The sequence below is a fragment of the Pseudomonas sp. GCEP-101 genome (assembly GCF_025133575.1).
GTDB lineage: Bacteria > Pseudomonadota > Gammaproteobacteria > Pseudomonadales > Pseudomonadaceae > Pseudomonas > Pseudomonas nitroreducens_B.
Map to the genome: position 1 here is coordinate 2,117,353 of NZ_CP104011.1, position 24,588 is coordinate 2,141,940.

A 24,588-nucleotide genomic window follows, 5' to 3' on the forward strand; every position below is an offset into this window, starting at 1 on the left:
ACGGATGCCGGCGCGCGATCCCGGTGTCCTGCGCCGGGCGGTGATCTGGCTGCTGTGCCTGGGGCCGTTCTTCTTCCTCAGCTACGGTTTCGCCAACTGGGTGGCCGGGCAGCGCGCGTCGGTCGGTGTGCTGGTGTTCGACTGGGAGCACGGCATGCCGCTGTGGCCCTGGACGATCATCCCGTACTGGTCCATCGACCTGCTCTATGGCCTGTCGTTCCTGCTGCCGCGCACCCGTCGCGGACTGGACTGCCACGCCCTGCGCCTGCTCACCGCGCAGGTGCTGGCGGTGGCCTGCTTCCTGCTGTTCCCGCTGCGCTTCAGCTTCGAGCGGCCGATGCTCGACGGCTTCTTCGGCCTGCTGTTCGACCTGCTGATGGGCTTCGACAAGCCGTTCAACCAGGCGCCGTCGCTGCACATCGCCCTGCTGGTGATCCTCTGGGTCGCCTACGGGCGCTACGCCAGCGGCGCCTGGCGCTGGCTGCTGCATGGCTGGTTCGCGCTGATCGGCGTGTCGGTGCTGACCACCTGGCAGCATCACTTCATCGACGTGCCCACCGGCGCGCTGCTGGGCTTCTTCTGCGTCTGGCTATGGCCGCGGGAAGTCCGCTCGCCGCTGCAGGCCTGGCGCCTGAGCGACGATCCGCAGCGGCGGCGACTGGCCGGGCTGTATGGCGCGGGGGCGCTGCTGTGCCTGCTGCTGGCCCTGGGCGGCACCGGCCCGTGGCTCTGGCTGTGCTGGCCGGCGGTGTCGCTGGCGCTGGTTGCGCTGTGCTACCTGGGCATCGGCCCGGTGGGCTTCCAGAAACGCCTGGATGGGCGACACTCCACGGCCGTCGCCTGGCTGCTTGCGCCGTACTGGCTCGTGGCCTGGCTCAACGCGCGCTGGTGGACCCGCCGCCATCCGCAGCCGGACGAAGTGCTGCCCGGGCTCTGGCTGGGGCGCCTGCCGGACTGGCGCCGGCCGCAGCATGCGCCGAGCCTGGCGATCCTCGACCTGTGCGCCGAGCTGCCCTGTACCGCGCTGACGCGCCGCTACGACTGCCTGCCGCTGCTCGACCTGGTGGCGCCCAGCGTCGAGCAGTGCCGCCAGGGCGCCGAGCGGATCCGCCAGTTGCATGCCGAGGGGCCGCTGCTGGTGTGCTGCGCGCTGGGCTACTCGCGCAGCGCCACGCTGGTGGCGGCCTGGCTGCTGAGCGCCGGCCACGCAACAACCGTCGAGGACGCGCTGGCGCAGATCCGCCGGGCGCGCCCGCAGGTGGTGCTCAAGGCCGAACACCTGGCGGTGCTGGCGCAGATCGCCGGCCAGCCGCACATCCCCGAGGAGGTGAGCCATGTCGGTTGATCCGGGCCTGATTCTGGTGGCCAGCCTGTTGCGCCGCGGCAGCAGCCTCAACGGCTTGTCCTCGGCACTGACCGTGCTGGCCCTGGCGCTGGGGTTCTACGGCGTGCTGATGGCCAGCGCCACCCTGGCGTTCAGCCTGAGCATGGCGGTGCTGGTGCTGCTGGGCCTGGCGCAGAAGTTCTACGCCATGCGCGTGGCGCTGGACGCCGACCTGTTCGCGGCCATGGCCAATGCCGGCGACGCGCTGGCCGAGAAAACCCGGCAACTGGACGACGCCCTGGCCACCTACGCCGGTGTGCCAGCGGCCCACGCCGGTCGCCCCTGGAGCGAGCGCAGCCGCGGCGCGCTCGCCCTGCTGCGCCGCCAGGCGCTGCTCTGTGCGGCACAGTGGCTCCTGGCGCTGCTGTGCCTGATCTCCCTGACCTTCCAATCCTGAGGAACGTACCCGGAATGCTGGAACGACTCTTCGCCTACGCGATCATCGCCGGCGCCCGTGCGGTGACCGGCCTGCGCAGCCTGTGGATCGGCACCACGCCGAGCCAGCAGCAGCGCATCTACTACGCCAACCACAGCAGCCACGGCGACTTCGTCCTGCTCTGGGCCTCGCTGCCACCGGAGGTGCGCGCGCGCACCCGGCCGGTCGCCGGCATGGACTACTGGGGCAAGGGCGGCCTGCGCGGCTTCATCATCAACCGCGTGTTCAACGGCGTGCTGATCGACCGCACCCGCGGCACCGAGGGTGGCAACCCGCTGGAGCCGGTGGAACGCGCCCTGGCCGACGGCGACTCGCTGATCCTGTTCCCCGAGGGCACGCGCAACCTAGACGAGGAAGTGCGCCTGCTGCCGTTCAAGAGCGGCATCTACCACCTGTCCCGGGCGCACCCGCAGGTCGAGCTGGTGCCAGTGTGGCTGGACAACCTCAACCGCGTGATGCCCAAGGGCCGTGCGCTGCCGTTGCCGCTGCTGTGCACCCTGAGCTTCGGCACGCCGCTGGTCGCCGAGGAGGGCGAGGACAAGGACGCCTTCCTTGAACGCGCGCGCCAGGCGTTGCTGTCCCTGGCCACGGCGGAGGGTCGTTGAGATGAACCAGACCTGGCTGCTCTTCGGTGGCATCGGAGCCATCCTCGTCCTCGCCTCGCTGGTCGGCGCGGTGCTGCGCTGGAAGGCGCCGCCCGGACCGCACGCGGTCATCGACAACCTCAACGCGCGGATCAACGCCTGGTGGGTGATGGTCGCGGTGATCGGCTGCGCCTTCGCCCTCGGCTACTGGGCGGTGATCGTGCTGTTCTACGGGGTGTCCTTCTACGCCCTGCGCGAATTCCTCACCCTGATGCCGACGCGCCGCAGCGACTACCCGGCGCTGGTGGCGGCGTTCTACTTCGTGCTGCCCATGCAGTACCTGCTGATCGGCATTGGCTGGTACGGGCTGTTCTCCATCTTCATCCCGGTCTACACCTTCCTGCTGTTGCCGATCCTCGCCTCGCTGGGCGGCGACTCCAAGCACTTCCTCGAGCGTGCCTCGAAGGTGCAGTGGGCGCTGATGCTGGCGGTGTTCTGCATCTCCTACGTGCCGGCGCTGCTGACCCTGGATATCGCGGGCTACGAGGGGCGCAACCTGCTGCTGATCGCCTTCCTGGTGATCGTCGTGCAGTTGTCCGACGTGCTGCAGTACGTCTGCGGCAAGCTGATGGGCAAGCGCAAGATCGCGCCGAACCTGTCGCCGTCCAAGACCCTGGAAGGCTTCGTCGGCGGGGTGACGCTGGCCACGCTGATCGGCGGCGCGCTGTGGTGGATCACGCCCTTCAGCTTCTGGCAGGCGCTGCTGATCGCCCTGATGATCAACATCCTCGGCTTCTTCGGCGGCCTGGTGATGTCGGCCATCAAGCGCGACCGCGGGGTGAAGGACTGGGGCCACATGATCGAAGGCCACGGCGGCATGCTCGACCGCCTGGACTCGGTGTGTTTCGCCGCGCCGGTGTTCTTCCATTTCGTCCGCTACTGGTGGACCTGACTTCCGTCGGAAATCCGCCTGGCGCTCCGCAGTCGGCCCTCCGGAGCGCCGCTTCAAGGCTACGCTTGTCTGGTTTGTGATGAAGGTTCCCGAGCGCCGACCCGCTGCGCCACTCCTGCAGGGCGGCGGGTGCTCGGGGCAGTCGAACCCGTGCGGAGCCATGAAGCGATGAACACCGTGCAACTCACCGGCGGGGCGGCGTCTTGAACAGTCCCGCCGCCGATTTCCCCTTCACCTGCCTGGTCACGGCCATCGGCTCCTACTCCGCCGAGGCAGTGATCGCCTCGCTGCGGGAGCACTGGGGCGCGCGAGTGGTGGGCAGCAATACCCAGCCGCGTGACTGGTGCGCCACTTCCGCGCTGCTGGATGCCTTTCATCAGGTTCCGCCGGCGCGCAATGTCACCGAGTACGTCGAGCGGGTTCTGGATATCTGCGATGCCGAGCAGGTCACCCACGTGCTGCCGCTGATCGACCCCGAGGTGGACGCCTTCGCGCTGCACCACCAGGCGTTCGCCGAACGCGGCATCACCCTGTGCATGCAGCCGCTGGAGACCATCCGCGTCGCCCGTGACAAATGGCTGGTGCACCAGGCCTTCCAGGGCGATCCGCTGATTCGCACCATCCCCACCTGGCGTCTGGAAGACAGTCCGGAGCTTTCGCTGCCGCTGATCGCCAAGCCGCGCGACGGGCGCAATTGCGAAGGGCTGATGCAGGTTCGCGACGAGGACTTCCTGCACTATGTGCGCCAGCGGTTCAGCGGCCGCGACTACATCGTGCAGCCGCTGCTGCCCGGGGACGTCTGCGTGGTGGACGTGGTGCGCCAGCAGAGTACCGGCGCCTGGGCGGCCATGGCCCGCCAGGAGCTGGTGCGCACCCCCACGGGCGCGGGCCTCACCGTGCAGATGCTGGCCGACCCGCAGCTGGTGGAGATGGCCGGGCAGGTCGCTCGCGTGCTCGGGGTGAACGGCTGCATCAACATGGAGTTCCTGGTGCAGGACGGCGAGGCGCTGCTGATGGACGTGAACCCGCGCTTCTCCGGTGGCATCGCCTTCAGTCACCTGTCCGGCTACGACATGGTGGCCAACCACCTGCGCTGCTTCCGCGAGGCGCCGCTGGACGCACCGCTGCTGCCGGTGCCGAGCATCCATGCGCGGCGGCTGGTGGAGGTGACGACTCACAGCGGACTGCCGGTGAGCGTAGGAGCGGACTCTGTCCGCGATGTCCTGACGCCGCTGCAGCGCTGAGCGAGGAGCTCCTTGCGGGAGTGGGCAATCGCCCTCTGTTGGCTCGAAGCCCGCCGCGTGGGCGATCGCGGACGGAGTCCGCTCCTACAGGGCGCGTGGGGGCATCAGAAGAGGCTGCTGACCTCGCCTGATGCCATCACCTTCGCCTCGATGACCTTCTGGCTGCGCAGGTTCTTCACGCGGATCACCTCGTCCTGCTTGCCGTTGGCGAGTGCCTCGCCGACCGCGCTGGCCTGGATGCCGTCCTGGCTGGCGACGATCTTCACCTGCTGGCCGCGGCGCACCAGCAGCGCGCCATCCAGCAGCGCCGGCGTCAGTGGCTGCTCGGCGCGGATACGGCGGCGGGCGGTCTTGCCGGCTACCTCGGCGATGTCGGTGAAATAACCCCGCGCGCTCTTGCCCAGTTCCACCGGCGCAAGCTTGAGTTGCGCCGCCTCCAGCGTCTGGCCGCGCTCGATCTCGCCGCTGGCCACCACCGTCGGCAGGTACAGCGTGGGTTGGCTGATGAAGGTCACCGGCCAGCCGGGTTGCCCCGCGCAGCTGGCTTCGAAGCGGCGCCGCGCGGTGGGCGCCGAAGGCGCTTCGAGCAGGCGCAATTGCGGCTCGCCGGCGCAGGGGGCGAGCTTGGCGAGGCTGTTGGGCAGGTTGTTGTTCAGCGTGAAGGTCATGCCGTTCCAGCCGGCCTTCCGGGCGCTGATCTTCAGCTCGGCGGCCACCTGTCGCTGCGCCGCGGCATCCAGTTGCGTGCGCGCATCATCGGCCTGGACGAGCGTTGCCGGCAGCAGGAGGAAGCAGGCGGAAAGGGCCTTTCCGCATTCCCTCGCACGGCGCGTCGAAAGCGGAAAAGCCGCGTTGCCCGCGCCTCTGGATAGAGCGAGTAAAGCCTTGTAAATCAACGACATGAAGCGGCCTTCAAGGGTCGGCATGGTTCGTGCTCTATCGCCTCGCACGCCGAACGACGAGAGTGGGTGGGGACGAATGAGTATACGGTTTGACGAAACCCTGGGTATCCACGAGAGAGCCCTTTCGCTGCACATGCAGCGCAGCGAAATCCTGGCCTCCAACCTGGCCAACGAAGATACGCCCGGCTTCAAGGCGCGGGATATCGATTTCGCCGCCGAAATGCAGCGCCAGGACAGCGTCAGCGTGTTGCTGGCCAGCACCGGCGCGGCGCGCCCGGATCTGAAATACCGCATCCCCAACCAGCCCTCCCAGGACGGCAACAGCGTGGAGCTGTCCACCGAGCAGGCGGAGTTCTCGCGCAATGCGATGGATTTCCAGACCAGCCTGACCTTCCTGACCATGAAATTCCGCGGCCTCAAGCAGGCCATCGAGGGACGCTGACGCCATGGCATTCGACTCCATCTACCGCATCGCCGGCTCGTCGATGAACGCGCAGACCGTGCGCCTGAACACCGTGGCGAGCAACCTGGCCAACGCCGATTCCGCCGCCAACAGCCCGGACGCCGTGTACCAGGCGCGCAAGCCGATGTTCGCCGCGGTCTACGAGAACGACCAGCTCACCCGTGGCACCGGCATGGGCGGCGCCCACGTGCAGGTGCTCGACGTGGTGACCTCCGGCCGCGCCCCGCAGCGCCGCTACGAGCCGGGCAGCCCGCTGGCCGACGCCACCGGCTACGTCTACTACCCCGACGTCAACGAGATCGAAGAGATGACCGACATGATGTCCGCCACCCGCAGCTTCGAGACCGGCGTGGAGGTGCTCAACCGCGTGAAGAGCATGCAGTCCAGCCTGCTGAAACTGGGAGACGCCTGATGAGCACGGTCAACAACGACACCCGCAGCTCCGCCAGCGGCACCGCGTCGGACACGCCCAGCCAGGCGGTGAACCTCGGCGAGCTGACCGACATGGAGAACAGCTTCATCACCCTGCTGGTCGCCCAGGTGCAATACCAGGACCCGACCAAGCCGGTGGACAGCACCGAGTTCATCAACCAGTACTCGGCCATGGCGCAGGTCAAAAGCATGCAGAACATGACCACCCTGCAGCAGAACAACCTGGTGCTGATGGACAACCTGCAGACCCTCACTGCCGCAGGCCTGGTCGGCCAGGAAGTGAAGGTCAGCGCCGACAGCCTGCAGCTGGGCGGCGACAAGGTCAGCGGGCAGGTCATCCTGGAACACGCCTCGGCCACCACCGTGCTGCAGCTCACCGATGCCAACGGCGTGCGCACCGACATCACCCTCGGCCCGCAGGAAGCCGGTTCCGTGCCCTTCACCGTCGACCCCCAGGCGCTGGGCCTGAAGCCCGGCCACTACAGCCTGGCGGTGAAGACCGAGAGCGGCGAGACACCGGGCATCGAGGTCTCCGGCCTGGTGCACAACGTCCGCGTCAGCGCCGATGGCCCGGTGCTGGAGGTCGAGGGCGCCGGTTCCGTGCCTTTCTACAAGATCGTCGAATTCAGCCAGGGCCAGGCCGCCTGAGCGCCTGTTGCCCCCTTCCTAGGATGAGCTAACGCCATGAGCTTCAACATCGCCCTGACCGGCCTGAACGCCGTCACCCAGCAGCTGGACACCATCAGCAACAACATCGCCAACTCCGGCACCGTGGGCTTCAAGTCCTCGCGCACCGAGTTCGGCAGCGTCTACGCCGACAGCAAGGGCATGGGCGTGGAAGTCACCGGCACCACCCAGAGCATCAGCCAGGGCGGCTCGCTGGTGTCCACCAACCGCGCGCTGGACCTGGCCATCTCCGGCGGCGGCTTCTTCGTGGTGAAGAGTGGCAACGGCGACACCCAGTACACCCGCGCCGGCGTGTTCAGCCAGGACAACGCCAACTACCTGATCAGCGCCACCGGCCAGCGCCTGCAGGGCTACCCCACCGACGCCGCGGGCAACCTGCTGGTGGGCACCGTCTCCGACCTGCAGGTGAAGACCGCCAACCTGCCGGCCAAGGCCACCGACAAGCTCGAGTTCGTCGCCAACCTCGACTCCAACGAGACCGCGCCGACCGTTGCACCGTTCGACCCGCAGAACGTGGCGACCTACAACTCCACCTACACCAGCAAGATCTACGACTCCCAGGGCAAGGAACACACCCTGACCCAGTACTTCGTGCTGACCGGCACCAACACCTGGGACGCGCATTACGCCGTGGACGGCAACGCCGTGGGCGCCACCCAGTCGCTGACCTTCGCCCCGGACGGCTCGCTGTCCTCGCCGATCGCGTCGGTGCCGGTGGGCTTCACCCTGCCGGGCGTGGACCCGATGAACATCGCGCTGGACTACACCGGGACCAGCCAGTACGGCTCGGACTTCGTCGTCACCACCAACCGCACCACCGGCTACGCCGCCGGCGAGCAGACCGGCATCGCGGTGGAGAACGACGGCAAGGTCTACGTCAACTACAGCAATGGCCAGCGCATGCTGCAGGGCCAGGTCGCCCTGGCGAACTTCATCAACGCCGGCGGGCTGCAGAACCAGAGCGGCACCGCCTGGACCGAGACCTCCGCCTCCGGCGCACCGCTGATCGGCGTGCCCGGCATCGGCCAGTTCGGTTCGCTCTCGGCCGGCAACCTGGAAGGCTCCAACGTCGACATCACCCAGCAACTGGTGGGCCTCATGGAAGGCCAGCGCAACTACCAGGCGAACACCAAGGTGATGACCACCGACAAGGAACTCACCCAGGTCCTGTTCTCGGCCATCTAAGGACTCGTCATGGATCGCCTCGGCTACACCGCAATGACCGCCGCCAGCCGCAGCATGGCGGCGCTGGACGTGCGCGCGAACAACCTCGCCAACGTCAACACGCCCGGCTTTCGCGCCGACCTGGAACACGCCACCGCGGTGGACGTGAGCGGCGCCGGCTACGACAGCCGCCACCTCGCGCGCATCGAGAGCAGCGGCGTGGACATGAGCGCCGGCACCCTGATGGCCACCGGTCGCGACCTCGACGTCGCCATCCAGGGCCCGGGCCTGTTCGCCGTGCAGAGCGGCAACGGCGAGGCGTACACGCGCCAGGGCAACCTGGAGATCGACGCCGACCGCCAGCTGATGATCAACGGCCGCGCCGTGCTCGGCGAGGGCGGCCCGATCACCCTGCCCGAGTACGACGCCATCGCCATCGGCAACGACGGCACCATCTCGGTGATGCCGCGCGGCGACTTCATGATGACCGACGTCGACCGCCTGAAACTGGTGGACGCACCGGCGTCCTCCCTGGTGAAGAACGCCCAGGGCCTGCTGGTGAGCAAGGACGGCCAGAACGTCGCCGCCAGCGAGGACGTGCGCCTGGTGTCCGGCCACCTGGAGCAGAGCAACGTCTCGGCCATCGACGAGCTGGTAGGCACCATGAGCCTGAACCGGCGGTTCGAGACCCAGGTGAAGATGATGAAGGCCGCCTCGGATCTCGCCGAGGCCGGCGACCGCATGATCCGTGGCGGCTAACGCGCGGGGCGCAGACAGGAGCACAACATGAGTTCGGCACTTTGGGTCAGCAAGACGGGCCTCGCGGCACAGGACACCGCGATGTCCACCGTCGCCAACAACCTGGCCAACGTCAACACCGTCGGCTTCAAGAGCGACCGCGCGGTGTTCGAGGACCTGTTCTACCAGGTGCAGCTGCAACCCGGCGCCCAGGCTGACCAGGTCAACACCGTGCCCTCGGGCATCCAGCTGGGCAGCGGCGTGCGCGTCGTCGGCACGCAGAAGGTGTTCACCGAAGGCAGCATGCAGACCACCGGCCAGCCCATGGACCTGGCCATCGTCGGCAGCGGCTTCTTCCAGGTCGAGGCGCCCAACGGCGACACCTACTACACCGAGAACGGCCAACTGCAGCTGAACAACGAAGGCATCGTGGTCAACGCCCAGGGCCTGCCGCTGACGCCGAACATCGAAGTCCCGGCCGGCGCCAGCCGCTTCACCGTGGGCAGCGACGGCATCGTCACCGCCGTGCTGCCGGGCGAGACGCTGCCCACCGAGCTGGGCCAGATCACCCTGGTCAACTTCACCAACCCGGCAGGCCTGGAAGCCATCGGCGGCAACCTCTACAAGGAAACCGCCGCCAGTGGCGAGCCGCAGGAAGGCACGCCGGGTGAGGAAGGCCTGGGCACCCTCAAGCAGGGCGTGCTGGAAGGTTCCAACGTGCAGGTGGTGGAGGCGATGGTGAACATGATCGCCATCCAGCGCGCCTACGAGGCTAACGCCAAGGTGCTCGACGCCGCGTCGGGCATGCAGCAGTTCCTCAACCAGACGGTCTGACCATGACGCGCCTTGCCCTGCTGCTCGCCCTGGCGCTGCTCGCCGGCTGCCAGAGCTTCGACGAGATGCTGCCGGACGAGGACTCCTCGGTCTACCAGCCGCCGGAGCTGGATTACAGCCTGCCGCCCACCACCAGCGGCGGCCTGTTCCGTTCCGGCTACGGCGGCTCGCTGATCCGCGACAAGCGCGCCATCGGCGTCGGGGACATCGTCACCGTGGTGCTCAGCGAGTCCACCCAGTCGAGCAAGAGCGCGGGCACCAGTTTCGGCAAGCAGTCCAGCCTGGATGTGCCGGTGCCGACCATCCTGACCAAGGAATACGGCGGCCTGGAAAGCTCCGCCACGGCCAACCGCGACTTCACCGGCTCGGCGAAAAGCTCGCAGCAGAACACCCTTTCCGGCTCCATCGCGGTGACCGTGCACAAGGTGCTGCCCGGCGGCGTGCTGCTGGTGAAGGGCGAGAAGTCCCTGCGCCTGAACCAGGGCGACGAGTTCATCCGCCTCACGGGGCTGGTGCGCATCGACGACATCAACCGCGCCAACCAGGTGTCCTCGCAGAACGTCGCCAACGCCAAGATTTCCTACGCCGGCCGCGGCGTGCTCAACGACAGCAACTCGGCCGGCTGGCTGACGCGCTTCTTCACCCATCCGCTGTTCCCGATGTAAGCAGGCGAGCATTCCATGCGTAGAACCCTTTCCCGCCTGCTGGCGACCCTCTGCCTGTTCTGGCAGGCCGAGGCGCTGGCCATCCCGCTGCTGGACCTGGTCGACATCGAAGGCGTGCGCGAGAACCAGCTGATCGGCTACGGCCTGGTCGTCGGCCTCGACGGCACCGGCGACAAGAACCAGGTGAAGTTCACCAACCAGTCGGTGGCCAACATGCTCAAGCAGTTCGGCGTGAACCTGCCGCCGAACGTCGACCCGAAGCTGAAGAACGTTGCCGCCGTGAGTGTCACCGCCAGCGTGCCGCCCTCGTACAGCGCCGGGCAGACCATCGACGTCACGGTGTCTTCGCTGGGCGATGCCAAGAGCCTGCGCGGCGGCCTGCTGCTGATGACCCCGCTGCAGGGCGTGGACGGCGAGGTCTATGCGCTGGCCCAGGGCAACCTGGTGGTCGGCGGCCTGCATGCCCAGGGGCAGAGCGGCTCCAGCGTGTCGATCAACAGCGCCAACAGCGGCCTGATTCCCAATGGCGCGACCATCGAGCGGATGATCCCCAGCGACTTCGCCCAGCGCCCGGACGTGATGCTCAACGTGCGCAAACCGAGCTTCCAGACCGCCACCCAGGTGATGAACGCGGTGAACGAACGCTTTGGCTCCGGCACCGCCACCGCGCTGGACGGCACCAAGGTGTCCGTGCGCGCGCCGGTCAGCCTGGCCCAGCGCACCAGCTTCATGGCTATGCTCGAAGGCATGGAGGTGCAGGAAGGCCGCACGCGGCCCAAGGTGGTGTTCAACAGCCGCACCGGCACCGTGGTGGTCGGCCAGGGCGTGCGCGTGAAGGCGGCCGCCGTGGCCCACGGCACGCTCACCGTGACCATCAGCGAGAACCCCCAGGTCAGCCAGCCTGGCCCGTTCTCCAATGGCACCACGGCCGTCACGCCGCAGTCGGACGTCTCGGTCAGCCAGGACAAGAAGCCGATGTTCAAGTGGCCCGAGGGCACCAGCCTGGAAAGCATCATCAACACGGTGAACAGCCTGGGCGCGACCCCGGACGACGTGATGAGCATCCTCCAGGCGCTGGAGCAGGCGGGCGCATTGAACGCCGAGCTGGTGGTGATCTGACGCATGAGCATCACTTCGCTGAATCGCCCCATCGTCCCCACCGGCCAGCCGGGCGAAGCGCCCGAGCAGGTCCGCCGCGAACAGTTGCAGGCCGCCTCCGAGCAGTTCGAGGCGATGTTCCTGCAGCAGATCCTCAAGCAGATGCGCAAGGCCGGCGACGTGCTCTCCGCCGGCAGCCCGCTGCGCAGCCGCGACCTCGACACGATGCGCGACTTCTACGACGAGGCGCTGGCCGAGCACCTGGCCTCGCGCAAGCAGACCGGCATCGCCGACCTGCTGGTGCGCCAGCTCTCGGCTGAGCCGACCGACACCACCGCGCCGGTGGCGCTGGCCGACGGTGGCGAGGCCCTGCGCCGGCCTTCCGTCTCCAGCCGCAACCCGCTGGTGGACACCTGGCAGCGCGGCGTCGAGCGCCTGTCCCACGCCTGGCAGCAGGGCACGGCGGGCTTCCGCACCCTGGTGGACAGCGTGATCGGCCAGGAATCCGGCGGCAACGCCGCCGCCGTTTCGCCCAAGGGCGCGCGCGGCCTGATGCAGCTGATGCCCGACACCGCCCGCGAAGTGGCCGGCGAGCTCGGCCTGCCCTACGACGAGCAGCGCCTGACCAGCGACCCGGCCTACAACAAGGCCCTGGGCAGCGCCTACCTGGGCAAGCTGCTCGACCGCTACGATGGCCAGCACGTGCTCGCCCTGGCCGCGTACAACGCCGGCCCCGGCAAGGTGGACGAGTGGCTGAAGAACAACGGCGACCCGCGCAGCGGGCAGATCGGCATGGCCGACTGGGTGCGCAGCATTCCCTATGACGAAACCCGTGACTACACCCTCGGCGTGCTGCGCCGCGTGCGCGAGGCCCAGGCGCCGGCGCGCATCCCCGGCAGCGGCCTGTCGCCCGAGCGTGGTCTGAAGCACGCCCCCCAGGACGGATTTAAGCGTCACGCCGATTCCGTCGCCTATCAGGGACAACAGCCCGAATTTGTTTCCCGACCGGCCTCGGCGGCGTTTGCCCAGCCGATTCGCCTCGAGTCGAAGGAGAGTGCCTCTTGAGTATGTTGAGCCAGATCGGCTACAGCGGCCTGCGCGCGGCGCAGATCGCCCTGGCCACCTCCGGCCAGAACGTCGCCAACGCCAACACCCCCGGCTTCAGCCGGCTGAGCCCGGTGCTCGCCTCGCTAGCCGGCGAGGGCGGCCTGAACGTCGGCGGCGGCGTGGTGGTGACCAGCATCCGCCGCATGGCCAACGACTTCCAGAACCAGCAGCTGTGGCGCGCCACCACCGAGCAGAGCTACTACGACAGCGGCCAGCAGTATCTCTCCGCACTGGAAGGCCTGATGAGCGGTGACGGTTCGAGCATCAGCGTCGGCCTGGACAACTTCTTCGCCGCCCTCAGCGAGGCCACCGCGACCCCCGGCTCGGTCGCCCTGCGCCAGCAGATCATCAACGAGACGAAGAACCTCGCCCAGCGCTTCAACGGCCTGTCCGGCAACATCGACAGCCAGCTGCGCGCCCTGCAGGAGCAGCGTGGCTCCATGGTCGGCGAGATCAACGGGCTCACCGCCAACCTCGCCGCGCTGAACAAGCAGATCGTCGAGGTCGGCTCCTCCGGCGGCGACACCACCGCGCTGCGCGACCACCGCGAAAGCCTGGTGCAGGACCTCTCCAAGTACGCCTCGATCCGCGTCAACGAAGTGGCCGACGGCTCGCTCACGGTGTCCCTGGCCAACGGCCAGCCGCTGGTGGCCGGCAACTCCGCCGGGCAACTGGCGATCAGCCGCACCGCCAGCGGCGAGCAGGAAATCGCCCTGACCTTCGCCGGCACCAGCTTCCCGCTCGCCCAGGACGGCATGGGCGGCTCCCTCGGCGCGCTGTACGACACCGAGTACGACACCCTGCGGCCGAACCAGACCGCCCTGCACGAGATGGCCGGGCAGTTCGCGCAGATGGTCAACGACACCCTGGCCAGCGGTTTCGACCTGAACGGCAATGCCGGCCAGGCGCTGCTGACCTACAACGCCGGCAGCACCACGGCGATGCTCAGCGTGAATGCGCTGAAGCCCGAGGAACTGGCGTTGTCGGACACTGCGGGCGAATCCGGCAACAACGTGAACCTGCTGGCGCTGCTCGATCTCAAGGGCCAGTCGATCACCCTCTCCGGCAGCCAGGTGACGCTCAACGACGCCTTCGCCGGCCTGCTCGGCAAGGTCGCCAGCGCCAGCCGGCAGAACCAGGCCGACCAGAAGACCGCCACTACCGTGGCCTCCCAGGCGCAGGCCCAGCGCGACAGCGTGAGCGCGGTGAGCCTGGACGAGGAGGCGGTCAACCTGATCACCTACCAGCAGGCCTACCAGGCCAACATGAAAGTCATCAGCACCGCCAAGGAGCTGTTCGACTCGATGCTCGCGGCCTTCTAAGGACAGAGGACAGCACCATGCGCATTACCAACGCACAGATCACCGCGCTGATGAGCGGCTCGATGAACAGCAACTCGACGGCGCTGGGCAAGCTCATGCAGCAGATGTCCAGCGGCCAGCGCATCCTCCAGCCCTCCGACGACCCCATCGCCAGCGTGCGCATGCTGCGCATCCAGCGCGAGGAAGCGAGCCTTGCGCAGTACCGCACCAACATCGGCAACGTGTCGGGCAACCTGTCGACCCAGGAAACCAACCTGCAGGCCACCTCCGACGCCATGCTCAACGTGCGCGACCTGCTGCTCTGGGCGGCCAACGGCTCCAACACCGGCGGCGACCTCAACGCCATGGCCGGGGAACTGGAGAACATCGAGAAGACCGTGGTGAGCTTCGTCAACGTGCGTGACGAGGAAGGCCGCTACCTGTTCTCCGGCACCCTGAGCGACACCGCCGCGGTGACCTACGAACCGCTGACCGACACCTATGTCGCCACCGGCAACGACAAGTCGCGCCAGGCCGCCGTGGCGAACGGCGTGCAGGTGGAAGAAAACGTCACCGCGCTGGGCGTGTTCGGCAGCAACATGGACTTCCTCAACCAGCTCCACGCCACCGTGAAGATGCTCAAGGACCCAGCGCTGGACGTCACCGACCCGGCGGTCCACGCGCAGATCGCCGCGACCATCGACAGCCTCGACAGTGCCCATGACGGCGTGCTCGGTGCCATCACCGAACTGGGCGGCCGGCAGAACACCCTGACCATGCTCAATTCGAGCAACGAGGAGGTGTCGCTGGTGAACCAGAAGATCAACGGCGAACTGTCGCAGCTGGACTACGCCGGCGCGAGCATCGACCTGAACACCTACCAGCTGGCGCTGCAGGCCACGCAGAAGACCTACCTGAAGCTCAACGACCTGTCGCTGTTCAGCCGCCTGTAAGTTTCTCCGTAGGGGAGCCGGGCCGCGCCGCAAGGAGGTCTGGACGCCAATCGGCGGCGCTCCGCCCGCATCCCCTACGTTTTATCCCGCCTCCGCCCGGCCCCTGCGCCGGGCGGAAGCACATCCGGTGCAGAGGTCACCATGAAGGTCATCAAGCAACTGCCGTCCGCCGCCGTCTTCGATCCCAGCGCCCGCCGCGACGTCATCCTGCCCTCCACCGGCGAGCGCCAGAACGCCCTGCGCAAGGGCGAGGAGAAGGGTGAGAACGCCGCGCAGATGGCACGCGGGGCGCAGAAGAGCGGCAGCTTCAACCTGCAGCTCAACCAGCAGTTGTCCTCCATGCAGTCGGCCGACAGCTACCTGGGGGACCTGCAGGACCGCCTCGGCGGCCTCAAGCTCAACCTCAGCCGCGAGCTGAGCGCGCCGCAGTCCCAGGACCGCGAAGGCGTGCGCCAGGCCATCCGCCAGGTCAACGAACTGCTGGAGCAGCGCGCCCAGCGCTCGGACGGCAGCCTCGACGCCAACTTCCGCCTGCGCCTGAACGAGCCGGTGCGCAGCCGCTTCAGCCTGGAGGGCCTGGAATCGGTGGAAGCCATCCAGCGTTCGGGCAAGGAAACCCTGCTGTTCAGCGCCGGCCGCCAGCTCGCCGAGCCGGCCGCGGTCGTGCTGGACGATGGCATGAGCACCGAGCAGGTGCTGCGCCGCTTCAACGCCACGCTGGGCCAGGCGGGCATTCGCGCCGAGCTCGATAGCGATGGCGCGCTGAAGTTCTCCGCGCCCGAGGCCGACTGGCAGCAGCTCAAGGGACAACTGGCGGTGCAGGGCGAGGGCAAGCTGTTCGCCAAGGGCAAGAACACCCGGCTGAAAAGCCAGGAGGACGGCCTGCTGGCGTTCCCCACCGAGATCAAGAGCGACGCCTTCCGCGAGCAGCGTCAGTTGCTCGATTCGGTGGTCTCCGCGCTGGACCGCATCGGCGGCCTGCGCGACCAGCTGCGCCACCGCCAGGACGACATCCGCGACTTCCTCGACCGCCACGCCAGCGAGGACGAGCGCGAGTGGGCGCACTACTTCGCCGCCTCCATGCTCGACCGCATGGGCCGCAGCGCCACGCACTACAGCGCGGCGGCGCAGACGGTGGTGGCCCAGGCCAACCTGAGCCGCTTCGCGGTGGTGAGCCTGCTGGCCTGAGCCGCATCGGCGCAAAGACCGTTCGCGAGCAAGCTCGCTCCTACAAAGAGCGCAGCACGAGCGAGGGGACGCCATCGTTCTTGCTCGCGTGCCGCACGGCGCCCATTTTCCAGGCGAATGGAAGGAACGTAGGGCGCATAACGCGGTAGCGTTATCCGCCGTGCAGGGCGTCCTGCGGACGCCGATCGCGGGCATGGCCCGCTCCTACAGGAATACGCCAGTGTAGGAGCGGGCCATGCCCGCGACAGCCGCAGCTCCAGATCGGCCACGGAGCAAAGGCCGTTCGCGAGCAAGCTCGCTCCTACAAAGAGCGCAGCACGAGCGAGCGGGCGCCATTGTTCTTGCTCGCGAGCCGCACGGCGCCCATTTTCCAGGCAAATGGAAGGAACGTAGGGCGGATAACGCGGTAGCGTTATCCGCCGGGCGGGGCGTCCTGCGGACGTCGATCGCGGGCATGGCCCGCTCCTACAGGGATACGCCCGTGTAGGAGCGGGCCATGCCCGCGACAGCCGCAGCTCCCGATCGGCCACGGTGCAAAGACCGTTCGCGAGCAAGCTCGCTCCTACGAAGAGCACACTGCGCGCGACCTGTAGGAGCGAGCTTGCTCGCGAACCGCACGGCACCCAATCCCCAGGCACAAAAAAAGGCGGAGCCCAGCTCCGCCTTTTTCGTTTCGGATCGCAGTGATCACGCCAGCTTCAGCAGCCCCATGCCCAGCACCAGCATCGCCAGGCCGACCCAGCCGCGCCACACCAGGCGCTGGCCGAACAGGGCCCAGCCCATGGCGACGGTGGCGAGGATGCCGAAGCCGCCCCAGATCGCGTAGGCCACCGACAGTTCGATGCCGCGTACCGCCTGCGCCAGCGCAGTGAACGCGCCCAGCACGCAGAGGATCGAGGCCGCGCCGATCAGGCGCTTGCGGAAGCCGTCGGAGTACTTGAGCAGCAGGTTGGCAATCACTTCCAGGACGATGGCCAGGCCCAGCCAGGCCATCGGAATCAGGTCATGGTTCAGCATGTCACGGCCTCCCCTTTCAGGGAGCGGCGCGCGTCACGCCGGCCGGTACGGGTGCCGGACTTCACCAGCAGGATGCCGGCGATCATCACGGCCAGGCCCAGGGCCTTGTCCAGGCTCAGCTGCTCGCCGAGGAACAAGGCGCTGACCAGGGTGATCAGCACGATGCCGATGCCTTCCCACAGGGCGTAGGCCACACCGACCGGCACGCGCTTGATGGCCAGCGAGAGGAAGTAGTACGACAGGCCGATCATCACATACATCAGCAGCAGCCCGGCGACCGGGAACAGCGCATGGGTGAATTTCATCGAGGTGGTGCCAACGACTTCGAAGCCGATGGCGGCTAACAGATAGATCCAGGAACGCATGGTAAAGCCCTCCCACGGGCAGCCGCGCGCAGTCTCGCTAAGAGCATCCTTGCGGCGGTTTTCGGTTCGGGTTCGGCGGCGCCGACTCGGGCGGCAATCACCCTTGAAGGGTTGCCGCGTTTGGCGCCACCAGAAAGTGGTGGCCGAAGGGAGGAGCTACAGATCGCCGGTCCAGTGACGCTCGCGCGACACCAGGCGGGAAGTGGGGAGAGGTAACGCCTTGATGTTCAACATAATGAACACATTGTGCCCATTTTTCGCTCCACTGGCAAATCGAGGGGGTCGATTTCAGGCATTAGCGCCCAGGGGAAGGCATCTTGAAACAGCGCGGGAAGCTGCGCGTCATCAGGGTTGTGCAATATTCTGTTCACCCTGTTTCGCCTGCGACAGCGCGCCACAGCCATGACGTGCGCCGGGTTGCAGCAAACCCCTTCCTGCTAGCATCCTGGCTCCACATCCTGTCGGAGACCGCGATGATCGCCCTGCGAGAAGCCTGGAAGGCCGGACTGTTCGGTCGCGAGCACTGGACGCGCAACCTGGTGGCCGGTGTCATCGTCGGCGTGGTCGCGCTGCCGCTGGCCATGGCCTTCGCCATCGCCAGCGGGGTCAAGCCGGAGCAGGGCATCTACACGGCGATCTTCGCCGGCGTGCTGGTCTCGCTGCTGGGCGGCAGCCGCGTGCAGATCGCCGGGCCCACCGGCGCCTTCATCGTCATCCTCGCGGGCGTGACCGCCCGGTACGGCGTGGACGGGCTGCAGATCGCCACGCTGATGGCTGGCGCGATCCTCGTGCTGCTGGGCGTGAGCCGCCTGGGCAGCATCATCCGCTTCATCCCCGCGCCAGTGATCGTTGGCTTCACCGCCGGGATCGGCGTGATCATCTGGGTCGGCCAGTGGAAGGACTTCTTCGGCCTGCCGGCGGTGACCGGCGAGCACTTTCACCAGAAGCTCTGGCACCTGCTGCAGGCACTGCCGCAGATGCACCCGGCGACCACCCTGCTGGCGCTGCTGAGCCTCGCGCTGGTGCTGTCGACCCCACGCATCGCCGCGCTGCGCCGGGTGCCCGGCCCGTTGGTGGCGATGGTGGCGGTGACCGCCATCCAGTCACTGTTCCATTTCGACGGCGTGGCCACCATCGGCAGCGCCTTCGGCGGCATTCCCCAGGGCCTGCCCAGCTTCAGCCTGCCGGAGGTGACGCTGCCGCGCGTGCTGGAACTGATCGGCCCGGCCTTCGCCATTGCCATGCTTGGCGCCATCGAGTCGCTGCTGTCGGCGGTCGTCGCCGACGGCATGGCCGGCACCCGCCACGACTCCAACCAGGAGCTGATTGGCCAGGGCATCGCCAACCTGGTCACTCCGCTGTTCGGCGGCTTTGCCGCCACCGGTGCCATCGCCCGCACCGCCACCAACATCCGCAACGGCGGCAACAGCCCGCTGGCCGGCGTGACCCACGCCGCGACCCTGGTGCTGATCCTGCTGTTCCTCGCGCCGCTGGCGTCGAACATCCCGCTCTGCGCGCTGGCGGCGATCCTCTTCGTGGTGGCCTGGAACATGAGCGAGGCGCGGCACTTCCTGTTCATGCTCAAGCGCGCGCCGCGCGCCGATGTCGCCATCCTGCTGGTGACCTTCCTGCTCACCGTGTTCAGCGACCTGGTGATCGCGGTGAACATCGGCGTGATCCTCGCCATGCTGCACTTTCTGCGGCGCATGGCGTCCTCGGTGGAAGTGCATGCCGACGAGGGCCCGGAGCTGGACGTGGAACTGCGCGGCCGCGGCCTGGGTGAGCTGCCGCCCGGTGTGCTGGTCTACAGCATCGAGGGGCCGCTGTTCTTCGGCGCCGCGGAAACCTTCGAACGCGCCCTGGCCACGACCCACACCGACCCGCAGGTGCTGATCATCCGCCTGCGCCACGTGCCGTTCATGGACATCACCGGCCTGCAGACCCTGCAGGAAGTGATCGAGCAATTGCAGCGCCGCGGCATCGAGGTGCGCCTGTGCGAGGCCAACGCGCGGGTGCTCGGCAAGCTGCGCAAGGCGGGGGTGCTGGGGGATATCGGGGCGGGGTACCACGCCGACTTTTCGGCGGCGTTGGGGGCGGGTTTGGCGCAGTAACAGGAGAGTTGGGTGCGTTGGTTGGGGCACCCTCTCCCTGAATGGAGAGGGGACTGAGTGGCAGCAAGCGAAACTCCGGACGTCTCGGCATCGCCTAACTGCTCCCACCCCCTTCGGAGCGGGGCGCGTAGCCAGGGCGGGGGAGAGGGCAACCCCCGCGTCGGATTAACAGACGACGTAGGAGCGGACTCCGTCCGCGATAGCTCCGCAACGCGCCACAACCCAATCGCGGACGGAGTCCGCTCCTACACAATCAAAAGCCCCTCGCCTCAACCCTCTCCCGCAAGCGAGAGAGGGTCATCATGGCTGCGGAACAACGGCCCGCTCCTACCCAAGGTTCACCCCTGCATCAGCTCCGCCAGCAGTTCATCCTTCAATTTCGCCAGCAGCGCGTGGCCACGCTCGCGCGGGTGCGGCAGGTCCACGCGCACCTCGTGGCGGATCCGCCCCGGGCGCGCGTCCATGACGACCACCCGGTCGCCCAGGTACAGCGCCTCTTCCACGTCGTGGGTGACCATGATCATGGTGCTGCGCTGCTGCACCCAGATGCGCTGCAACTCATGTTGCAGGCGTACGCGGGTGAGGGCGTCGAGGGCGCCGAAGGGTTCGTCCAGCAGCAGTACCTTCGGCCGCGTGATCAGCGCGCGGGCGATGGCGGCGCGCTGCGCCATGCCGCCGGAGAGCTGGTGCGGGTAGGCCTGCTCGAAGCCGGTCAGGCCCACCAGCTCCAGGTGGTCGGCGACCAGCTCGCGCTTCTCGGCGCGGCTGAGCTTCTGCTGCTTCAACGCGAGGGCGACGTTTTCTTCCACGGTCTTCCAGGGGAACAGGCGGTGGTCCTGGAACACGATGCCGCGCTCCAGGCTGGTGCCGGTGACCGCCTTGCCGTCGAGCAGGATGCGCCCGCTGTAGTCGTTCTCCAGGCCGACGATCAGCCGCAGCAGCGAGGATTTGCCGCAGCCGCTGGCGCCGACGATGCTGACGAACTCGCCGGGGCGCACCGCCAGGTCGATGTTCTCCAGCACCGGCAGGCTGCGCCCGTCGATGGAGTAGGCCTTGCTCAGGCCCTGGATGGCCAGCGCGCCGGGTTGCGCCTGCTGGGCCGGCAGGATGGCGGGGTCGAGGATCGCGTTCATGGTCTGGGCACTCATAGCGAATGGTTTCAGCGCAGGTTGCGCCAGCGCAGCAGGTGGCGCGCGGCGCGGGCGAACAGCTGGTTCATGGCGTAGCCGAGCAGGCCGATGCTGAGCACGCCGATCACCACGATCTCCATGCGCGAGCCGGTCTCGGCGTTCATCATCAGGTTGCCCAGGCCCATGCCGGTGGAGAGGAACAGCTCGCAGCCCACCGAGCTGACCCAGGCGAAGGCCAGCGCGTGCAGCACGCCATTGCTCAGGCTGGGCAGCGCGCCAGGCAGCAGTACGTCGCGGAACTGCTGCCAGGGGCCGAAGGCATACAGGCGGCCGACCTCGCGGTAGCGCTTCTCCACGTCGCGGAAGCCCTCGAAGGCGTTCAGCGTCATCGGGTAGAAGGCGGCGAGGCTGACGATCAGCACCTTGGACGGCTCGCCGCTGCCGAACCACAGGGCGATCAGCGGGATCAGGCCGAGGATCGGCACCTGGCGAAGGGTGTGGTAGAGCGGCGCGAACAGCCGCTCCAGGGGCCGCGACAGCGCCATGCCGGCGCCGAGGGCGAAGCCGGCGAGCACGCCCAGCAGCAGGCCCAGGCAGGTGCGTTGCAGGCTGGCGGCGACGCTCAGCCACAGCTCGCCGGTGTCGATCAGTTCGAGGAAGCCGGCGCCGATGCGCTCCAGCGGCACGAAGGCGTAGGCCGCGCTGGCGCCCTGTTGCGACTGCCAGTGCCAGGCGGCGATCAGCAGCGCCGGCAACACCAGCCCGCGCAGCTTTCTGAGGTGATGGATCATGGCGTCGGTCTCCAGCGCAGCAGGCGCTTCTCCAGCAGGCGGAAGGCGAAGTCGAGGATGAAGCCGATGGCCCCGGTGACGACCACGCCGACCATGACGATGTCGATGCGCAGCATCTGCCGGCTCAGCTCGATCATCTGCCCCAGGCCGCTGTCGGCGGCGAGCAGTTCGGCGGCCACCAGTACCATCCACGCGCGGCTCAGGCTGATGCGCAGGCCGGTGACGATGGGCGGCGCGGCGGCGGGGAAGGCGACGTCGCGCAGCAGGCTCCAGAGCGGCAGGCGGTACACGCTGGCGACTTCGAAGTAGCCGCGCGGGATGCCCTTGACGCCTTCGCTGGCGGCGAGCGCCACGGGGAAGAAGGCGGCCTTGGTGACGATCAGGACCTTGAAGGTTTCTTCGACGCCGAAGAACAGGATGAACATCGGGATCAGCGCGATCGACGGCACCTGGCGCAGGGTGTGGAACAGCGGCGCGCAGTAGGCGTCCACGGTTTTCGACAGGGCCATGGCGGTGCCCAGCAGCAACCCGCCGATGGCGCCGATGGAGAAGCCGACGGCCAGGCGCGACAGGCTGTTGACCACGTGTTCGCGCAGCTCGCCGCTGGCCAGCAGGTCGCGGAAGCTGGCCCAGACCTCCGTCGGCGGCACCAGCAGTTGCGGCGGGAACCAGCCGGCGCGGGCCACGACGAACCAGGCCAGCAGCAGGAGCAGCGGCGAGGCGAACCAGCTCAGGCGATCGAGTGTTCTGTTCATGGCTCAGCCCTCCTGGCCGAGCAGTGGCCCGGCGTTCTGACGGCGCAGCTTGCGTTGCCAGCAGAACAGCGCGGCCAGCAGCACCAGGGGAATCCAGCAGAGGAACAGGTTGCCCAGCCCGACGAGGTGGCTGATCGCCCCGCCCAGCAAGGCGCCGGAAAAGCTGCCGGACATGGAGGCGAGGTTGAACAGCCCGGAAATCTTGCTCTTGTCCATGGCGTGCTCGCCCAGCTGGGCCATGTTCACCAGGTGGATGAGCGCCGCCGCCGCGCTGAGCAGCACGCCGCCCAGCGCCAGCAGCCAGTAGTCGCGGGCGACCCCGAGCAGCAGCAGGGCGGCCAGCGCCGCCGTGAGGCTGCCGATGTAGGCCAGGCGCCGGCCGCTGCGTTCGATCAGGTAGCCGAAGCCGAACAGGCCGAGCACCGAGGCCAGGCCCTGGATCATCACCAGGCTGACGGCCTGGCCCTGGGAGAGGCCGACGACCTCCATCGCCAGTAGCAGGATGAAGGTGCCGAACAGCGCGCTGGTGGCGGCGCTGAGCAATTCGATCAGGCAGCTCTCGGCGATCTCGACGTTGGCCAGCATGGCGCCGACCTGCTGCAGCAGGCCGCCGGTGGCGGCGGCGACGGGCACATCGTCGCTGGGCGCCTCGCCTTCCCAGAAGCCGAGGCTGTAGAAGGCCATCAGGCCGAAGCACAGGCCGATGGCGGCAAAGCCCCAGGTGAAGCTCGCCGCGCCGCTCAGCCAGTTGCCCAGCAGCGGGCCGAGCAGGCCCATGCCCAGGGTCAGCGAGCCGCGGTACCAGCCGGCCTTGTCGTTGCCGATGCGCTTGAGCTGGCGCAGGAAGGCGCTGTTCATGGCGACGATGCGGAAGGGGATGCACAGGCCGATCAGCAGCCGCGCGAAGGCCAGCCACAACCAGCCGCCGAACAGCGGGATGGCCAGGTTCAGCAGCATCGGCCCCAGGCTGGCGAGGAAGTACACCCGGCGCGCGCCGAAGCGGGCGATGACGAAACCGGCGGGCAGGGTGAGGATCACCATGCCCAGGGCCTCCATGGCCGAGATGATGCCGATCTGCATGGCGTTGGCGCCGATGCTGATGGCGTAGAGCGTGGTGACGATCTTCGCCATGCCGATGGTGGCGCCGCTGAACGCCGCCAGCAGCATGAAGTTGAGCAGGAAGGCGGCGGGCCGTGCCGAGCTAGATGGCGACATCGATCTTCCCCAGCAGGGCTTCCAGCGGGCGCGGGTCGATCCAGTCGTCGACGCTGAAGTCGGCGCCGATGAAGTCCCAGCGCTGCAGGAACGCGGTGAGGTCGCGCAGGGCGTTGACCGAGCGCTCCGCCAGGTTGGTCTGCAGGCGCAGGTGGGCGTCCTCGCCGTAGGCGCTGGCGACCCAGAACTCGCTGGTGTTCAGCTCGCGAGCGAGGAAGCGGCGGGTTTCGTCCGGGTGCGCCCAGGCCCATTGTTCGGCGCGCAGCACGGTGTCGAGCACCAGCACGGCGGCATCGAAGTGTTCGTCCAGCAGTTGCTGGTCGACGGTCAGGGTGCGCGGCGTACCGATGTTCGAGCGCACCAGCGGCTCGGGGTGGGAGCCGACGTCCAGCACCACGTGCAGGCCGAACTCATGGGCCAGCTGCAGGCCATGGGCGCCCTTGAGGAAGATGGCGTCGATGTCGCCGCGCAGCAGGCCGATCAGCTCGTTGTTGCGCTGCACCACGCGGTTGCCCTTGAGTGCCACCTGGGCGCCGAACACGTGGCGCACCGGGTCGTCGCTGTAGGTGCCGCCGTAGGGGTAGTCCACCAGCTCGACGTCGCGCACCTCCAGGCCTTCCAGGCGCAGGGCGTTCTCCAGGCCGCGCAGCGACTGGGCGCGGGTGAAGTCGATCTGCACGTTGGCCCATTTCGGCAGGCCGAAGCGCCGGTGGCGCAGGTCGCGGATGCTGCGCACGCCGCTGTCCGGCGCGCTGACGATGAGCTGCACCTCGTCGCTCCACGACAGCCCGACCACCCGCGTGCGCGCGCCGCTGGCGCGGGCCCAGATGGCCGGGATGTTGCCGCCGTGGCGGACGGAATAGGGCAGGTGATGGTCGAAGTGCGCCTCGCGCACCTCGCGTTCGGACGACTCGCGCAGCGACTGGATGCGCGTGCCGAACGGGCGGAAGGCCTGGGCCAGGCGCCCGGATTCGACGGCGATGCCGAGGCCCGTGGGGACGGGGCTGTGGGTGTACCAGAGGGTTTCCAGCGGTGTGCTCATGGGTGTCCGTCAGGAGATGAAAGCCCCCGC

26 protein-coding genes are annotated in these 24,588 nt (G+C 68.1%); 18 read left to right on the plus strand and 8 right to left on the minus strand.

Annotated elements, in window-relative coordinates:
• Window positions 1-4 precede the first annotated feature (4 nt).
• The 5 genes from N0B71_RS09570 (at window position 5) to N0B71_RS09590 (ending at window position 4,600) form a co-directional block, all read left to right on the plus strand.
• Window positions 5-1,345 carry a phosphatase PAP2/dual specificity phosphatase family protein gene (locus tag N0B71_RS09570; RefSeq protein ID WP_259759517.1) on the plus strand — a complete coding sequence of 447 codons (1,341 nt, stop codon included), beginning with the start codon at window positions 5-7 and terminating at the stop codon, window positions 1,343-1,345.
• Window positions 1,335-1,781 (plus strand): hypothetical protein, encoded by a 447-nt coding sequence (locus N0B71_RS09575; RefSeq protein WP_259758550.1) that lies wholly within the window; start codon window positions 1,335-1,337, stop codon window positions 1,779-1,781. Before N0B71_RS09570 ends, N0B71_RS09575 begins: the two co-directional genes overlap by 11 nt.
• 14 nt (window positions 1,782-1,795) lie before the next feature.
• A complete protein-coding gene (locus tag N0B71_RS09580; RefSeq protein ID WP_259758552.1) occupies window positions 1,796-2,425 on the plus strand; it encodes a lysophospholipid acyltransferase family protein in 630 nt (209 codons plus the stop codon).
• A 1-nt stretch (window position 2,426) separates the two neighbouring features.
• On the plus strand, window positions 2,427-3,356 hold the full coding sequence (locus tag N0B71_RS09585; protein WP_259758554.1) for a phosphatidate cytidylyltransferase: 930 nt from the start codon (window positions 2,427-2,429) through the stop codon (window positions 3,354-3,356).
• 203 nt (window positions 3,357-3,559) lie between these two features.
• The gene (locus N0B71_RS09590) at window positions 3,560-4,600 is read left to right on the plus strand and encodes an ATP-grasp domain-containing protein (RefSeq protein WP_259758557.1); all 1,041 of its coding nucleotides are present in this window, start codon (window positions 3,560-3,562) and stop codon (window positions 4,598-4,600) included.
• Between the two features lie 104 nt (window positions 4,601-4,704).
• Here N0B71_RS09590 and flgA read toward each other — a convergent pair whose 3' ends face one another.
• A complete protein-coding gene (flgA, locus tag N0B71_RS09595; RefSeq protein WP_259758558.1) occupies window positions 4,705-5,316 on the minus strand; it encodes a flagellar basal body P-ring formation chaperone FlgA in 612 nt (203 codons plus the stop codon).
• Between the two features lie 262 nt (window positions 5,317-5,578).
• Here flgA and flgB point away from each other — a divergent pair, with 262 nt between their 5' ends.
• The 12 genes from flgB (at window position 5,579) to N0B71_RS09655 (ending at window position 16,132) form a co-directional block, all read left to right on the plus strand.
• Window positions 5,579-5,944 (plus strand): flagellar basal body rod protein FlgB, encoded by a 366-nt coding sequence (gene flgB / locus N0B71_RS09600; protein WP_259758559.1) that lies wholly within the window; start codon window positions 5,579-5,581, stop codon window positions 5,942-5,944.
• A 4-nt stretch (window positions 5,945-5,948) separates the two neighbouring features.
• Window positions 5,949-6,377 (plus strand): flagellar basal body rod protein FlgC, encoded by a 429-nt coding sequence (gene flgC, locus N0B71_RS09605; protein ID WP_259758560.1) that lies wholly within the window; start codon window positions 5,949-5,951, stop codon window positions 6,375-6,377.
• The gene (locus tag N0B71_RS09610) at window positions 6,377-7,045 is read left to right on the plus strand and encodes a flagellar hook capping FlgD N-terminal domain-containing protein (protein ID WP_259758561.1); all 669 of its coding nucleotides are present in this window, start codon (window positions 6,377-6,379) and stop codon (window positions 7,043-7,045) included. Before flgC ends, N0B71_RS09610 begins: the two co-directional genes overlap by 1 nt.
• Window positions 7,046-7,081: 36 nt before the next feature.
• Window positions 7,082-8,269 (plus strand): flagellar hook protein FlgE, encoded by a 1,188-nt coding sequence (gene flgE / locus N0B71_RS09615; RefSeq protein WP_259758562.1) that lies wholly within the window; start codon window positions 7,082-7,084, stop codon window positions 8,267-8,269.
• Window positions 8,270-8,278: 9 nt separating this feature from the next.
• Window positions 8,279-9,007, plus strand: a complete 729-nt coding sequence (flgF, locus tag N0B71_RS09620; RefSeq protein ID WP_259758563.1) for a flagellar basal-body rod protein FlgF — start codon at window positions 8,279-8,281, stop codon at window positions 9,005-9,007.
• 27 nt (window positions 9,008-9,034) lie between these two features.
• Window positions 9,035-9,820, plus strand: a complete 786-nt coding sequence (gene flgG, locus N0B71_RS09625; protein WP_259758564.1) for a flagellar basal-body rod protein FlgG — start codon at window positions 9,035-9,037, stop codon at window positions 9,818-9,820.
• A 2-nt stretch (window positions 9,821-9,822) separates the two neighbouring features.
• A complete protein-coding gene (gene flgH / locus N0B71_RS09630) occupies window positions 9,823-10,485 on the plus strand; it encodes a flagellar basal body L-ring protein FlgH (protein ID WP_259758566.1) in 663 nt (220 codons plus the stop codon).
• 15 nt (window positions 10,486-10,500) lie between these two features.
• A complete protein-coding gene (locus tag N0B71_RS09635) occupies window positions 10,501-11,604 on the plus strand; it encodes a flagellar basal body P-ring protein FlgI (protein WP_259758568.1) in 1,104 nt (367 codons plus the stop codon).
• A gap of 3 nt (window positions 11,605-11,607) precedes the next feature.
• The gene (locus tag N0B71_RS09640) at window positions 11,608-12,648 is read left to right on the plus strand and encodes a lytic transglycosylase domain-containing protein (RefSeq protein ID WP_259758570.1); all 1,041 of its coding nucleotides are present in this window, start codon (window positions 11,608-11,610) and stop codon (window positions 12,646-12,648) included.
• Complete coding sequence (gene flgK / locus N0B71_RS09645) at window positions 12,645-14,012, plus strand: flagellar hook-associated protein FlgK (RefSeq protein WP_259758572.1); 1,368 nt, start codon at window positions 12,645-12,647, stop codon at window positions 14,010-14,012. The genes N0B71_RS09640 and flgK overlap by 4 nt, the downstream gene beginning before the upstream one ends.
• 17 nt (window positions 14,013-14,029) lie before the next feature.
• Complete coding sequence (gene flgL, locus N0B71_RS09650) at window positions 14,030-14,944, plus strand: flagellar hook-associated protein FlgL (protein WP_259758573.1); 915 nt, start codon at window positions 14,030-14,032, stop codon at window positions 14,942-14,944.
• A 141-nt stretch (window positions 14,945-15,085) separates the two neighbouring features.
• Window positions 15,086-16,132, plus strand: a complete 1,047-nt coding sequence (locus N0B71_RS09655; protein ID WP_259758574.1) for a hypothetical protein — start codon at window positions 15,086-15,088, stop codon at window positions 16,130-16,132.
• A 687-nt stretch (window positions 16,133-16,819) separates the two neighbouring features.
• On the opposite strand, the gene mdtI is transcribed toward N0B71_RS09655, so the two are convergent.
• Together mdtI and N0B71_RS09665 are read right to left on the minus strand one after the other, a co-directional pair.
• On the minus strand, window positions 16,820-17,149 hold the full coding sequence (mdtI, locus tag N0B71_RS09660) for a multidrug/spermidine efflux SMR transporter subunit MdtI (RefSeq protein ID WP_024766311.1): 330 nt from the start codon (window positions 17,147-17,149) through the stop codon (window positions 16,820-16,822).
• The gene (locus N0B71_RS09665) at window positions 17,143-17,514 is read right to left on the minus strand and encodes an SMR family transporter (RefSeq protein WP_259758575.1); all 372 of its coding nucleotides are present in this window, start codon (window positions 17,512-17,514) and stop codon (window positions 17,143-17,145) included. Before N0B71_RS09665 ends, mdtI begins: the two co-directional genes overlap by 7 nt.
• A gap of 473 nt (window positions 17,515-17,987) precedes the next feature.
• On the opposite strand from N0B71_RS09665, the gene N0B71_RS09670 reads away from it, so the two are divergent.
• Complete coding sequence (locus N0B71_RS09670; protein WP_259758576.1) at window positions 17,988-19,625, plus strand: SulP family inorganic anion transporter; 1,638 nt, start codon at window positions 17,988-17,990, stop codon at window positions 19,623-19,625.
• Window positions 19,626-19,963: 338 nt separating this feature from the next.
• Here the strand turns inward: N0B71_RS09670 and N0B71_RS09675 are convergent, their stop codons facing one another.
• The 5 genes from N0B71_RS09675 to N0B71_RS09695 are packed head-to-tail and all read right to left on the minus strand — an operon-like array spanning window position 19,964 to window position 24,558.
• Window positions 19,964-20,758: an ABC transporter ATP-binding protein gene (locus tag N0B71_RS09675; RefSeq protein WP_259759518.1), complete on the minus strand. Its 795-nt coding sequence runs from the start codon at window positions 20,756-20,758 to the stop codon at window positions 19,964-19,966.
• A gap of 26 nt (window positions 20,759-20,784) precedes the next feature.
• Window positions 20,785-21,546 carry an ABC transporter permease gene (locus N0B71_RS09680; RefSeq protein WP_259758578.1) on the minus strand — a complete coding sequence of 254 codons (762 nt, stop codon included), beginning with the start codon at window positions 21,544-21,546 and terminating at the stop codon, window positions 20,785-20,787.
• Complete coding sequence (locus N0B71_RS09685) at window positions 21,543-22,301, minus strand: ABC transporter permease (RefSeq protein WP_259758579.1); 759 nt, start codon at window positions 22,299-22,301, stop codon at window positions 21,543-21,545. Before N0B71_RS09685 ends, N0B71_RS09680 begins: the two co-directional genes overlap by 4 nt.
• A 3-nt stretch (window positions 22,302-22,304) precedes the next feature.
• Window positions 22,305-23,516, minus strand: coding sequence for an MFS transporter (locus N0B71_RS09690; RefSeq protein WP_259758580.1), 1,212 nt, complete (start codon window positions 23,514-23,516; stop codon window positions 22,305-22,307).
• Complete coding sequence (locus N0B71_RS09695) at window positions 23,503-24,558, minus strand: ABC transporter substrate-binding protein (RefSeq protein WP_259758581.1); 1,056 nt, start codon at window positions 24,556-24,558, stop codon at window positions 23,503-23,505. Before N0B71_RS09695 ends, N0B71_RS09690 begins: the two co-directional genes overlap by 14 nt.
• Between the last annotated feature and the right edge of the window lie 30 nt (window positions 24,559-24,588).

What these genes read in the sequence shown, in the direction of transcription:
- N0B71_RS09685 (WP_259758579.1), bottom strand. Translation starts at nt 22,301, where the DNA reads ATGAACAGAACACTCGATCGCCTGAGCTGGTTCGCCTCGCCGCTGCTC.
- flgL (WP_259758573.1), top strand. Translation starts at nt 14,030, where the DNA reads ATGCGCATTACCAACGCACAGATCACCGCGCTGATGAGCGGCTCGATG.
- N0B71_RS09690 (WP_259758580.1), bottom strand. Translation starts at nt 23,516, where the DNA reads ATGTCGCCATCTAGCTCGGCACGGCCCGCCGCCTTCCTGCTCAACTTC.
- N0B71_RS09640 (WP_259758570.1), top strand. Translation starts at nt 11,608, where the DNA reads ATGAGCATCACTTCGCTGAATCGCCCCATCGTCCCCACCGGCCAGCCG.
- N0B71_RS09670 (WP_259758576.1), top strand. Translation starts at nt 17,988, where the DNA reads ATGATCGCCCTGCGAGAAGCCTGGAAGGCCGGACTGTTCGGTCGCGAG.
- flgB (WP_259758559.1), top strand. Translation starts at nt 5,579, where the DNA reads ATGAGTATACGGTTTGACGAAACCCTGGGTATCCACGAGAGAGCCCTT.
- N0B71_RS09680 (WP_259758578.1), bottom strand. Translation starts at nt 21,546, where the DNA reads ATGATCCATCACCTCAGAAAGCTGCGCGGGCTGGTGTTGCCGGCGCTG.
- N0B71_RS09695 (WP_259758581.1), bottom strand. Translation starts at nt 24,558, where the DNA reads ATGAGCACACCGCTGGAAACCCTCTGGTACACCCACAGCCCCGTCCCC.
- N0B71_RS09585 (WP_259758554.1), top strand. Translation starts at nt 2,427, where the DNA reads ATGAACCAGACCTGGCTGCTCTTCGGTGGCATCGGAGCCATCCTCGTC.
- flgF (WP_259758563.1), top strand. Translation starts at nt 8,279, where the DNA reads ATGGATCGCCTCGGCTACACCGCAATGACCGCCGCCAGCCGCAGCATG.
- N0B71_RS09610 (WP_259758561.1), top strand. Translation starts at nt 6,377, where the DNA reads ATGAGCACGGTCAACAACGACACCCGCAGCTCCGCCAGCGGCACCGCG.
- flgH (WP_259758566.1), top strand. Translation starts at nt 9,823, where the DNA reads ATGACGCGCCTTGCCCTGCTGCTCGCCCTGGCGCTGCTCGCCGGCTGC.
- N0B71_RS09580 (WP_259758552.1), top strand. Translation starts at nt 1,796, where the DNA reads ATGCTGGAACGACTCTTCGCCTACGCGATCATCGCCGGCGCCCGTGCG.
- flgG (WP_259758564.1), top strand. Translation starts at nt 9,035, where the DNA reads ATGAGTTCGGCACTTTGGGTCAGCAAGACGGGCCTCGCGGCACAGGAC.
- flgE (WP_259758562.1), top strand. Translation starts at nt 7,082, where the DNA reads ATGAGCTTCAACATCGCCCTGACCGGCCTGAACGCCGTCACCCAGCAG.
- flgC (WP_259758560.1), top strand. Translation starts at nt 5,949, where the DNA reads ATGGCATTCGACTCCATCTACCGCATCGCCGGCTCGTCGATGAACGCG.
- N0B71_RS09635 (WP_259758568.1), top strand. Translation starts at nt 10,501, where the DNA reads ATGCGTAGAACCCTTTCCCGCCTGCTGGCGACCCTCTGCCTGTTCTGG.
- N0B71_RS09570 (WP_259759517.1), top strand. Translation starts at nt 5, where the DNA reads ATGCCGGCGCGCGATCCCGGTGTCCTGCGCCGGGCGGTGATCTGGCTG.
- mdtI (WP_024766311.1), bottom strand. Translation starts at nt 17,149, where the DNA reads ATGCTGAACCATGACCTGATTCCGATGGCCTGGCTGGGCCTGGCCATC.
- N0B71_RS09665 (WP_259758575.1), bottom strand. Translation starts at nt 17,514, where the DNA reads ATGCGTTCCTGGATCTATCTGTTAGCCGCCATCGGCTTCGAAGTCGTT.
- N0B71_RS09675 (WP_259759518.1), bottom strand. Translation starts at nt 20,758, where the DNA reads ATGAACGCGATCCTCGACCCCGCCATCCTGCCGGCCCAGCAGGCGCAA.
- N0B71_RS09575 (WP_259758550.1), top strand. Translation starts at nt 1,335, where the DNA reads ATGTCGGTTGATCCGGGCCTGATTCTGGTGGCCAGCCTGTTGCGCCGC.
- N0B71_RS09655 (WP_259758574.1), top strand. Translation starts at nt 15,086, where the DNA reads ATGAAGGTCATCAAGCAACTGCCGTCCGCCGCCGTCTTCGATCCCAGC.